This is a genomic window from Actinotignum timonense, assembly GCF_900155575.1.
In the GTDB taxonomy this organism is placed as follows: Bacteria; Actinomycetota; Actinomycetes; order Actinomycetales; family Actinomycetaceae; genus Actinotignum; species Actinotignum timonense.
The window spans coordinates 1,467,735-1,478,481 of sequence record NZ_LT706966.1 but is presented as its reverse complement, the minus strand read 5'-3'; the positions used below and the strand labels follow the sequence as shown (position 1 = coordinate 1,478,481).

Below are 10,747 nucleotides of genomic sequence, written 5' to 3'. Positions count from 1 at the left end.
GAGGCTTACGACAAATTTTTTTGTCGTAAGGGGCCGCTACTGTGGAGGCATCGCGAACGCTACTGCGGAAGCATAGCGAAGATGAGCTATTCAGGCTCTTTCACGGCGGTGCCTTACGGCCCCGCATCCCTAGAGTATTCAAGGAGAAAGATATGGAAATCGTTATTGGTTTTCGTGAAACTACCCGCGATCTGATTTTGGAAACGGATGCCTCGGTTGAGGAATTGCGCGCGCTTGTCGATGCCAGCCTGGGTGGAGAAGGCAAGCCTTTGCGTATTACCGCGAAGAAGAATCGTGAGGTAACCATTCCCGCCGATGCTATTGCTTTCGTGGAAATCCGCGAACAGGATACCCGCCGGGTTGGCTTCGGTCTCTAGGAAATTCGTGGTGCACGGGAGGTCGCGGCGGCCCGGCCGGGTTCGTGCCGTAGAATAGCCGGGAGCCTGAGGCCGTGTACGCCGCCTCCAGGCGTGATTGATATGTGTAGCTGCCCGGTCGCTGGGGATTGTCGCGATCGGCTGCTACCTCGGGTGGTGTGCTCGGTCGCCGGTGCGTAACCGGCTGATGTGGCATATATCGCAACTGCTGCACCCACCCCTAGCTCGTGCCCCTTAGCGCACGCAGAAAGGACAGCATATGGCTTCCGGAGTGATTGATTCCTCCCGCGCTCATGAACCCACCGATACTTCCCCCGCCGCGGATATCACCGGCACAGGTGAAGGCCTCGAAACCAAGTCTTTCGCGGATTTCGGAGTTTCCGAACCTATCGTTCGTGCCCTGGAAGAGCACGGCATTACCCACCCGTTCCCGATCCAGGCACTCACCCTTCCCGTTGCCCTGACCGGGCACGACATTATCGGGCAGGCAAAAACAGGCACCGGGAAAACTCTTGGTTTCGGTATCCCGCTCCTCGAAGTCTCGATAGGTCCGGGAGAAGAAGGCTGGGAGAATATCCCGCCGGCAGATCAGGGTAAGCCCCAGGCACTCGTCGTGCTTCCTACCCGTGAACTGGCCAAACAGGTTGCTTTGGAGCTGCGTAACGCCGCTGCCCACCGCAGCTTGCGTATCGTCGATATTTACGGCGGGCGCGCCTATGAACCCCAGCAAGAAGCGCTGGCCAAGGGCGTCGAAATCGTGGTGGGCACCCCGGGCCGCATCATCGACCTCATGAAACACGGTACCCTCGTGCTCAGCCGGGTTCGCACCGTGGTCCTCGATGAGGCCGATGAAATGCTTGACCTCGGTTTTTTGGACGACGTCGAAAAAATCCTCTCCGCCGTTCCACCTACCCGCCACACCATGCTTTTCTCGGCAACCATGCCCGGTCCCGTCATCACCATGGCGCGCCGCTATATGACGAAACCGACGCATATTCGCGCCCATACCCCCGGCGATGACAGCGCCACCGTGAAAAATATTCGCCAGGTTGCCTACCGCGTCCACGCCCTGAATAAAGACGAAGTGGTTGCGCGCATCCTCCAGGCCCGGGGCCGGGATCGCTCCATTATTTTCTGCCGCACCAAGCGCAATGCGGCCCGCCTGGCCGATACCTTGCGCGACCGCGGATTCGCGGTGGGATCCCTGCACGGGGATCTGGGCCAGGGAGCCCGGGAACAAACCCTGCGGGCCTTCCGTAAAGGCAAGATTGACGTGCTTGTTGCAACCGATGTTGCCGCCCGCGGTATTGACGTGGACGATGTCACCCACGTCGTCAACTACCAGTGCCCCGAAGATGAAAAGATCTACATTCACCGTATTGGGCGCACCGGCCGCGCCGGAAATAAGGGCACCGCGGTCACCTTCGTGGACTGGGAAGATATGCCCCGCTGGTCACTTATCAGCAAGCAGCTCAACCTCGGGATGGCCGATCCGGTAGAGACCTACCACACCTCGGATCACCTCTACACCGATCTTGATATTCCCACCGATGCCGGCTCCACCCTCCCCGAATCCCAGCGGGTGCTGGCCGGTCTGGATGCCGAAGAGATTGAAGACCTGGGTGAAACCGGGCACTCGCGGGGCGGGCGCAGGAATTCTCAGCGTCGCTCGGCCCGCCAGGGCGGGCGCCGCGGCCCGCGCGAACGCGGGAGCGAACGGCGTTCTTCTTCGACCCGTGGATCGCGCCGTGCCACATCCACGGCCACGAAGACGGAGGGGCAGCGCTCGGGAAGCGGGCGTCGTCGTACTGAAGAAAAAGAACAGCACAGTACTTCCGGGCGTACCCGCCGCAAGCTCGGCACCCCTCGCACGCGGGCCGAAACTCCCGCGGCTAGCGAGCAGGCAGGAACGCAGCGGCGGCGTCGTAAACTCTCCCGCAAACTGGACTAAGGCGGATTAACAGGCTCAGGCGGGCGCCTCCATATTTCCCGGAGGTGCCCGCCTGGACTTTAAGAATTGCGCGGAAAAAGAACCTACGCGGCGCCCGGCCACACCGAAACCGCACCGGCAATAATAAGCTGCACCGAAATAGCGGCCAGCAGCATCCCGGCAATGCGGGTGAGGAACACCGTGCCGCCTTCGCCGAGGAGCCGGTGCATGGGCGAGGCGAAACGCAATACCACCCATTCAATGATGTGCAGCAGAATAAAAGCCGCGATAATCGCGAGGATGCCGCCCAGGGTATCGCCGGATTCCTCCACCTTAATCATGATGGCAACGATCGCGCCGGGCCCGGCCAGCAGCGGAATTCCCATGGGCACCAGGGCGATATTCACCGAGGAAGCCTTCGCCTCTTCTTCTTGCGGATTGGATTCGTCCTGCATGAGCTGGAGGGCGACGAGCAACAGCAAAATACCGCCCGAAATCTGCATGGCGGCGGTGGTAATACCCAGCAAATCCAGAATGTATTTACCGAAAACCGCGAAAATCGCCAGCACAATCGCGGAGGTGAGGACCGACTGCCAGGCCGCGCGATTGCGTTCCTTATTGGTATTACGCGCGGTGAGCGCGATGAAAACCGGGAGGTTACCTAGCGGGTCGGCGATAACGAACAGGGTCATGAAGGTGGACAAGAAGATCGTGACATCAAAGACGGCCACGGGGCAGTACCTCCTGATTCTCCCCGGCGACCAGGTCCTCCACATCCGCAGGAGCGGTTTTACACCGAGCCGGACTTATAACGACACCATCCTAGGACATCCCCGCGAGAATCGAAAAGACATCCTGAAAATGTTCACGGCCGCGCCCGCGCCGGGTAGGAATGGCGCTCGCAGGTACCCGGCTCCCGCCGGAACGCTACGGCAGTGAAGCGCGTTTTAACCTAGCACAGGCAACGCGGTACCGTCGACCAGCTCGGCGATAATATCCGGGCTCGTGGTGTACTGCCCGAGCCGATTCGTTTTCCCGCGCCCGTGGTAATCACTCGCCCCAAAACCGCGCAGTTGCAAACGCTCGGCAATGCGTTCCAGGCCCGGCACCAGCGCCGGATCGTTTTCCGGATGGCGCAGCTCCACGCCGAATAGCCCGGCCGCGGCCATCTCCTCAAAAGCGCGCTCGGGCACCACTTTATTGCGCGCGGGGGCCACCGGGTGGGCCAGCACCGCTTTCCCGCCCGCCGCCGTGATCATCCGAATGGCCTCGCAGGCCTGCGGCGCGTAATGCGACACATAGTAGGGTCCGTGCACGGAAAGATAGTGGGTAAAAGCCGCGCTCCGGGTGGGAACCACACCGGCCGCCACCAGGGCGTCGGCAATATGGGGCCGCCCGACGGTCGCCCCCGGAGGCGTATGAGCCACTACATCATCCCAGGTGATAGGCACGTCCGCGCTGAGCTTCTCCACAATGGCGCGGGTGCGGGTGAGCCGCGACGCCCGCGTGGTAGCGATATGCTCCTGGATCGCACGGTCATGCGGATCGAAAAGATACCCGAGGATATGGCAGGTGATCCCTTCCCATTTCGTGGACAACTCCATGCCACGGATAAGTACGACGGCGCAGGAGGCCGCCGCAGCGGCGGCCTCCTCCCATCCGGCCACCGTATCGTGGTCGGTGAGCGCAATTCCGGTCAGGCCGATACTCCTGGCTTCCTCCACGAGTTCGCGCGGAGTGACCGTGGAATCGGAGGCGGTGGAATGAGTGTGGGTATCGATAGCCATGTTCTTCAGCTTAGTCGGGGCCGGGCGGGGCGCGGGTAGCAGCCGACCGGGGCACGGAAAAAGTTCGCGGGGCTTTTTATGTCGGCAAAGGGTGCGATAATGGACGGTATGACTACCAAGGGACAGCACGATCAGGATACTGCGCAGCAAAATTTGCGCGCCCGCGGAAATAACCGTTCTCAGCAGCCCAGTAACCTCGAGTTTCGGGAGTTCATGGGCTCGGATTGGGGGCCCCGGCCCGAACCGGCACCGCGCACGGAAGTGGCAGATTATTTACCGGCCCGCCACGCCGCCCTTTCCGCGCTTTTCCCCGGTGAACGCCTCGTGATCCCGGCCGGGGAAACGAAAGTCCGCGCTAATGACACCGATTACCGCTTCCGCGCCCATTCTGCTTTCTCGCATATGACAGGCCTGGGCGGGGAACAAGAACCCGGCGCGGTCCTTGTTTTCAATCCGCGTGAAGAAGGCGGGCATGATGTCACCCTCTACTTCTACCCGCGCGCCTCGCGTTCCTCGGAAGAGTTTTATTCGGATCCGGCCCACGGGGAATTCTGGGTGGGGGCGCGTCCCTCCCTGGAGGAAGTCAGCCGCGCCACCGGCTTGGCCACCGATTCCCTAGATAATCTTCCCGATGCCCTCGCGAAGGACCTCGGGGAAGGCCAGGTGAGTATCCGGGTGCTCGCCGAAGCATCGGAGCAGATCACCGCGCAGGTAAGTGACTTGCGTGCCGCGGCCGGGCTCTCGCAGGATTCCGCCCAAGATGTGGAGCTGGCCCAGGCCCTCTCCGAACTTCGCCTCATTAAAGATGATTTTGAAGTGCGGGAAATGCGCAAGGCGGTGGCAGCCACCTACTCCGGTTTCGATGAGATTATTCGTAGCCTGCCGCGCGCGGTTGCCCACCATCGCGGGGAACGCGTGGTGGAAGGGGCGTTCTTCGCCCGCGCCCGCGAAGAAGGCAACGGCCTGGGATATGACACCATCGCCGCCTCCGGCAACCACGCCAATACCCTCCATTGGATGACGAATGATGGCGAGGTCCGCGAAGGCGATCTCATCCTCGTGGATGCCGGGGTGGAACTCGATTCGCTCTACACCGCGGATATCACCCGCACCCTCCCGGTCACCGGCACCTTCACGGAAGAACAAGCGGAGGTCTATAACGCCGTGCTGGAAGCTGCTGAGCGCGCCCTGGAAGTGGCCGGCACCCCCGGCGTGAAATTCAAGGATGTGCACGCTGCCGCCATGGAAGTTATTGCCGCGTACCTGGAAAAGTGGGGTATGCTCCCGGGCACTGCCGCGCAGTCCCTAGCCCCCGAAGGCCAGTACCACCGGCGCTGGATGCCGCACGGCACCTCCCATCACCTCGGCTTGGACGTGCATGATTGCGCGGCCGCCCGCCGGGATATGTACCTGGATGCGGAACTCAAACCGGGGATGGTCTTCACCATCGAACCGGGGCTCTACTTCCGCGAAGATGACCTTAAGGTTCCCGAACGTTTCCGCGGCATCGGGGTGCGTATCGAGGACGATATCCTCATCACAGAAAACGGCGCTGAGCGCCTCTCAGAAGATATACCGCGGACCATCGCTGATATCGAAGAATGGTTCACGCGGGTGCAGCGCTAATGAAAACCTCGCAAAATTCTCGCGTTTTTATTGGGCGGCTGGCCGGTACCCCCGTCTACGATCCCATTGGCGACCAGGTGGGTACCGTCCACGATGTCGTCGTGGTGTTCCGCGTCAAAGGGGTACCGTCCGCGGTTGGGCTCACCATTGATGTGGTGGGCCGGCGGCGGGTCTTCCTGCCCATTACCCGCGTCACCTCCATCGCAAACGGCCAGGTCATCATTACGGGTGTGCTCAATATGCGGCGCTTCCAGCAGCGCAGTTCGGAAACACTCGTCATGGCCCAGCTCATTGACCGCGAAGTGGTGGTGCGGGAAACCGGCACCCGCATGAGCGTCGTGGACGCGGCCATTGAGCCGCTGCGCGGGCGCGAATGGGGCCTCACCCAGGTGTATGTGCGCGGAATCGGCACGAATTCGCGCCATTCGGAAATCCTCAAGGTGAGCGAAGTGGCCGGCCTGTCCACCGCGAGCCACACCCAGGGAGCCGCTTCAATAGTCTCCCAGCTGGTGGATCTCAAGCCGTGGGATATTGCGGAAATTTTGCGTGATTTACCCGAAGAACGCATGCAATCGGTCGCCCGGGAGCTCACGGACGAAAAGCTCGCGGACGTCCTGGAAGAACTCGGTGATGAGGACCGCGTCACGGTATTGGCTGGCTTGGATGTGGAACGTGCCGGTGACGTTCTAGACGTGATGCAGCCCGACGACGCGGCCGACCTCATGGCCGATCTGCCTTCTGAAACGGCCGCGATCCTCCTCGACTCCATGAGTGAGGGCGAAGCGCAAGATGTGCGCCGCCTCCTCACCTATGACGAACGCACCGCCGGTGGTCTCATGACCCCCAATCCGGTGATCCTCGGCCCGGATGATACGGTCGCCCAAGCCCTGGCCGCAGCCTCCCGCCCGGATATTCCGCCGGCGCTGGCCGCGGTAGCTTTTGTGTGCCGCCCGCCTTTGGAAACTCCCACGGGGAGGTATCTGGGCGCGGTACATATCCAGCGGGCGCTGCGCGAACCCCCGACCACGATGCTGGGCTCTATTCTGGATCGCAATACCGAAGGTGTGGATCCGGAAGCCCCCATCGGTTCGGTCACCCGCGAATTAGCCACCTATAACCTCACCGCTGTCCCGGTAGTAGACCAGGGGCTCCTCCTCGGGGCGGTCTCCGTTGACGACGTGCTCGACCACCTCCTCCCCGAGGATTGGCGCGATATGGATGATTCCTGGGAGGGCGCGGATTCTGAGAGCGCCGCCGCATCCACGACGAACGAGGTGAACCGTGGCTAATGATTTCAATGAACCACTCGAACGCCGCAGCCGCTTGTTTCGGCGCCGACGCCGCAAGGACCCGGAGGCTGCCGGGCGCGCCGCGGAAAGCATCGCCCGCTTCCAGGGCACCGCGAGTTTTCTGGTTTACCTGACCATTTTCGTGGTGGCGTGGCTGGCGTGGAACACCATGGCCCCCGAAAAATGGCAATTCGATTCCGCTGAATTTGGTTTCACCGCGCTCACGCTCATGCTTTCCTTGCAGGCCTCCTACGCCTCGCCCCTCATCCTGCTGGCCCAGAACCGCCAGGATGCCCGGGATAAGGTGAGCGCTGAACAGGATCGCCAGCGTGCTGATCGCAACCTAGCGGATACCGAATACCTCATGCGTGAAATTGCGGGTTTGCGCGATGCGGTCGGCGATATGGCCACCCGTGATTTTGTGCGTTCGGAATTGCGCGATTTGCTCCACGAGCTTGATGACCGCAATATTGACCGCGCTGCCGAACGCGAAGAACGTATCCGCGAATTGCAAGAAGAACTCGATGCGGTCAAAGCCCAGCGCGAAGCCCGTGATGTCCCGGTTGATCCGGGAGATGACCACGCCCGCGCCGCGCTTGACCGCCCTAGGGAGGAGCCCGGTGCCCACGAGTGATCCTGTTTCCGATTCGGTGCCGCGCTCACCCGCGGCCACTGCCCTCACCAAGGATCGGGTGCTAGAAGCCCTCTCCGGGGTTATCGACCCGGAGCTACGCCACCCGATTACCGAACTGGATATGATCCACGGGCTGCGGGTGAGCCCCGAAGGTGATGTCACCCTCACGGTGCTTCTCACCACCGTGCACTGCCCGCGCCAAGACGTTATCGAAAAGGAAGTCCGCGAAGCCATCTCCGCGCTTGAGGGCGTGGGTACTATCACCATCACCATGGGTGCCATGACCCCCCTCCAGGTGCAACACCTCCAGCAGAAGCTGCGCGGGGGGCGCACCACCCGGGAGATCTCTTTCGCGCGCCCCGACTCCCCCACCCGCGTTATCGCGGTGGCCTCCGGAAAAGGTGGGGTTGGTAAATCCTCCGTTGCGGCGAATCTTGCGGTTGCCCTGGCCGCCACCGGCCAACGCGTAGGCCTCATCGACGCCGATATTTACGGTTTTTCCATCCCCGGGATGATGGGAGTGGATACCCCCGCCCAGCAGCTCAACGGCATGATCATCCCCCCGGTCGCCCACGGCGTGAAAGTCATGTCCATCGGTATGTTTGTGCCCGGGAATACCCCGGTGGTGTGGCGCGGCCCCATGCTCCACAAGGCTCTCGAACAATTCTTCGCGGACGTCTACTGGGGAGATCTAGATTTCGTTTTCCTCGATTTACCGCCGGGAACGGGCGACGTCGCTATTTCTTTGGCTCAGATGCTGCCCCGCGCGGATATCCTCGTTGTCACGACGCCGCAAACTGCCGCCGCGGACGTGGCTGAACGGGCCGGTGCAGTTTCTAAGCAAACTGAGCAGACCGTTATCGGCGTCGTCGAAAATATGTCCTACCTGGAACTACCGGACGGAACAAAAAATACTATTTTTGGTTCCGGTGGCGGGCAGCTCGTCGCTACGAATCTCAGTGCGACCCTCGGGTACCCGGTTGAGCTTCTCGCCCAGATTCCGCTGGAGCCCGCGTTGCGGGAAGGCTGCGACGCGGGAACACCGTTCGTCCTCGATATGGTGGACTCCCCCGCGCGTGATATTCTGCGTGGCCTAGCAGCGCGCATCCAAGAGCTACCGCGGCGCGGGGCGCCAGCTGACTAGCGTGCATGCGCTCCGGCCAGCTAGCCCGGCGCGCATACCCCGCGTCATGGCACAGCGCACTATGATAGAAACACTGCTGCGCACTATCCCTGTTTTGGAGGAGGCTTATGTCCGATCGGACCCTGGCGTGGACATACGCTGAAGACGCCGTTATCGAGGGGGATATTACCCGGGCGGCCCGCGCCACCGCCGCTGAATTCTCTATTCGCTGCGTGAGCCCGGCCTGCGGGAACTTCCTCACCGTGCTGGCGGCCTGCGCGAAGGTCACGAACGCGGTGGAAATCGGGACGGGCAGTGGAGTTTCCGGCCTCTACCTACTGCGGGCCGGGGATATTCACCTCACCACGATTGACGTGGAGTCCGAATCCCAGCACGTGGCCCGCTCGCTTTTCGCTCGGGCCGGGGCCCGCCCCGGGAAAGTACGCATTATTAACGGGCGCAGTGCAGATATTTTGCCGCGGCTAGCGGCCCGCTCCTACGATATGGTTCTTGTCGACGGCGATCCTCTCGAGGCTGCCGGCGACTGTGAAGAAGCCTTGCGGATTTTGCGACCTGGTGGCCTCCTGGTGGTGGCTGGCGCCCTCCAGGGCGGCAAAGTGGCTGATCCGGCGCGCCGCGAAGAACCCGTCGTCGCTATACGGCACCTCATTAAGGCGCTTATGCGCGCCGAAGAACTCGATAGCAGCCTGGTGCCCCTCGGCGATGGCGTGCTGGTTTGCCGGCTGCGCTAACCGAACCGCCCTCCGGATCTAACCGGGCATGTTTGAGCACGCCGGTTTCCGAACACATACTATCCGCTGGTTCCTGAACACATAGTTTCCGCCGGTTTCCGAGCACTCCGAACACTCCGGACGCATAGTATCCGGGGGCCGCGCCCGCTGGCTGGCCCCCGGATAGGTAGTAGGTACAGGTACGTTGGTGGTGGTTACTTCTCCACGCTTGCGAGAGCTTCTTTGAGGCTGACGCATTCTTCGTCGTTGAGTTCCAGGACGAGGCGTCCGCCGCCATCCACCGGAATACGAACCACGATTCCGCGCGCTTCACGTTCGACTTCCAGCGGCCCATCACCTGTGCGTGGCTTCATAGCTGCCATAGTGGTTTCCTTCCTGTTCGCCGCAACTATGCGACTAACGTCACCCCTAATTCTACTAGAAGTCTGCCACCTGTTCGCGGCGAGCTTGTCGCGTGGCTTGTTCCGCCGTGAGGGAGCGCTGACCTGCGATAAGAGCATCCACAGCCTCGCGAGCGGTATCCACCACGGTGAAAATATTCGGATCTGCGGGCGAAATCATACCTTCGCTGACCAGGCGCCCGCGGATCCACTCCACAAGGCCACCCCAGAAATCACTGCCCACCAGCACCACCGGGAATCCCGCAACTTTACCGGTTTGTACCAGGGTGAGTGCTTCGAAGAGTTCGTCGAGGGTGCCGAAACCGCCCGGGAGCACCACGAAACCTTGGGAATACTTGAGGAACATTGTTTTGCGCACGAAGAAGTAGCGGAATTCAATGCCGAGATTGACGTATTCGTTGAGGCCCTGTTCGTGCGGGAGTTCGATCCCGAGGCCGATGGAGAGGCCGTCATTAGCTGCGGCGCCCTTATTGGCGGCTTCCATAATCCCCGGCCCGCCCCCGGTAATAATCCCGAAGCCCTGCTGGCTGAGGATATCGGCGGTTTCTTCGGCTACCCGGTAGTAGCGGGAGTCGCGCCCGGTGCGCGCCGAACCGAAAATCGAGACGCAGGGCGGCACGTGGGCGAGCGCCCCGAACCCTTCCACGAATTCGGATTGGATGCGCAGCACTCGCCACGGGTCGCTGAGAGTCCAGTCCCCGTTGCTGCGGTTGGAGAGCAGCTTGGTATCCGCGGTGACGGGCGGAATCTGGGTGCCGCGCCGGGTTTGCGCCCCGCGCCGATAGTCGCGTGTGTTCATGGTTTCTATTGTCCTTCGCTGCCTGCGCG

The 10,747-nt window shown here is 61.8% G+C and carries 11 protein-coding genes; 7 read left to right on the top strand and 4 right to left on the bottom strand.

The genetic code is table 11. From position 1 onward, the window contains the following. Positions 1 to 152: 152 nt before the first annotated feature. The gene (locus tag CZ322_RS06215) at positions 153 to 377 is read left to right on the top strand and encodes a DUF3107 domain-containing protein (protein WP_087070621.1); all 225 of its coding nucleotides are present in this window, start codon (positions 153 to 155) and stop codon (positions 375 to 377) included. A gap of 259 nt (positions 378 to 636) precedes the next feature. Further along, positions 637 to 2,328, top strand: a complete 1,692-nt coding sequence (locus CZ322_RS06210) for a DEAD/DEAH box helicase (protein ID WP_087070620.1) — start codon at positions 637 to 639, stop codon at positions 2,326 to 2,328. 83 nt (positions 2,329 to 2,411) lie between these two features. On the opposite strand, the gene CZ322_RS06205 is transcribed toward CZ322_RS06210, so the two are convergent. Both CZ322_RS06205 and CZ322_RS06195 read right to left on the bottom strand, forming a co-directional pair. Further along, entirely contained in the window at positions 2,412 to 3,038 is a 627-nt protein-coding gene (locus CZ322_RS06205; protein ID WP_026429521.1) for a MarC family protein, read from the bottom strand. Between the two features lie 216 nt (positions 3,039 to 3,254). Beyond that, the gene (locus CZ322_RS06195; protein WP_087070618.1) at positions 3,255 to 4,094 is read right to left on the bottom strand and encodes a PHP domain-containing protein; all 840 of its coding nucleotides are present in this window, start codon (positions 4,092 to 4,094) and stop codon (positions 3,255 to 3,257) included. Positions 4,095 to 4,193: 99 nt separating this feature from the next. On the opposite strand from CZ322_RS06195, the gene CZ322_RS06190 reads away from it, so the two are divergent. The 5 genes from CZ322_RS06190 (at position 4,194) to CZ322_RS06170 (ending at position 9,518) form a co-directional block, all read left to right on the top strand. After that, positions 4,194 to 5,720, top strand: a complete 1,527-nt coding sequence (locus tag CZ322_RS06190; RefSeq protein ID WP_087070617.1) for an aminopeptidase P family protein — start codon at positions 4,194 to 4,196, stop codon at positions 5,718 to 5,720. After that, a complete protein-coding gene (locus CZ322_RS06185; protein ID WP_087070616.1) occupies positions 5,720 to 7,009 on the top strand; it encodes a magnesium transporter MgtE N-terminal domain-containing protein in 1,290 nt (429 codons plus the stop codon). Before CZ322_RS06190 ends, CZ322_RS06185 begins: the two co-directional genes overlap by 1 nt. Beyond that, positions 7,002 to 7,643, top strand: coding sequence for a DUF1003 domain-containing protein (locus CZ322_RS06180; protein ID WP_087070615.1), 642 nt, complete (start codon positions 7,002 to 7,004; stop codon positions 7,641 to 7,643). The genes CZ322_RS06185 and CZ322_RS06180 overlap by 8 nt, the downstream gene beginning before the upstream one ends. Then, positions 7,630 to 8,787: an Mrp/NBP35 family ATP-binding protein gene (locus CZ322_RS06175; RefSeq protein WP_087070614.1), complete on the top strand. Its 1,158-nt coding sequence runs from the start codon at positions 7,630 to 7,632 to the stop codon at positions 8,785 to 8,787. Before CZ322_RS06180 ends, CZ322_RS06175 begins: the two co-directional genes overlap by 14 nt. Before the next feature lie 107 nt (positions 8,788 to 8,894). Next, positions 8,895 to 9,518, top strand: coding sequence for an O-methyltransferase (locus tag CZ322_RS06170; RefSeq protein WP_087070613.1), 624 nt, complete (start codon positions 8,895 to 8,897; stop codon positions 9,516 to 9,518). Positions 9,519 to 9,712: 194 nt separating this feature from the next. Here CZ322_RS06170 and CZ322_RS06165 read toward each other — a convergent pair whose 3' ends face one another. Both CZ322_RS06165 and CZ322_RS06160 read right to left on the bottom strand, forming a co-directional pair. Beyond that, positions 9,713 to 9,880, bottom strand: a complete 168-nt coding sequence (locus CZ322_RS06165) for a DUF3117 domain-containing protein (RefSeq protein WP_016442993.1) — start codon at positions 9,878 to 9,880, stop codon at positions 9,713 to 9,715. Positions 9,881 to 9,935: 55 nt separating this feature from the next. Continuing rightward, on the bottom strand, positions 9,936 to 10,718 hold the full coding sequence (locus tag CZ322_RS06160; RefSeq protein ID WP_087070612.1) for an LOG family protein: 783 nt from the start codon (positions 10,716 to 10,718) through the stop codon (positions 9,936 to 9,938). Between the last annotated feature and the right edge of the window lie 29 nt (positions 10,719 to 10,747).

Bases quoted from the DNA above. Each gene is read 5' to 3' on its own strand.
- CZ322_RS06195 (WP_087070618.1), bottom strand. From the start codon at position 4,094: ATGGCTATCGATACCCACACTCATTCCACCGCCTCCGATTCCACGGTC.
- CZ322_RS06165 (WP_016442993.1), bottom strand. From the start codon at position 9,880: ATGGCAGCTATGAAGCCACGCACAGGTGATGGGCCGCTGGAAGTCGAA.
- CZ322_RS06210 (WP_087070620.1), top strand. From the start codon at position 637: ATGGCTTCCGGAGTGATTGATTCCTCCCGCGCTCATGAACCCACCGAT.
- CZ322_RS06170 (WP_087070613.1), top strand. From the start codon at position 8,895: ATGTCCGATCGGACCCTGGCGTGGACATACGCTGAAGACGCCGTTATC.
- CZ322_RS06160 (WP_087070612.1), bottom strand. From the start codon at position 10,718: ATGAACACACGCGACTATCGGCGCGGGGCGCAAACCCGGCGCGGCACC.
- CZ322_RS06190 (WP_087070617.1), top strand. From the start codon at position 4,194: ATGGACGGTATGACTACCAAGGGACAGCACGATCAGGATACTGCGCAG.
- CZ322_RS06215 (WP_087070621.1), top strand. From the start codon at position 153: ATGGAAATCGTTATTGGTTTTCGTGAAACTACCCGCGATCTGATTTTG.
- CZ322_RS06185 (WP_087070616.1), top strand. From the start codon at position 5,720: ATGAAAACCTCGCAAAATTCTCGCGTTTTTATTGGGCGGCTGGCCGGT.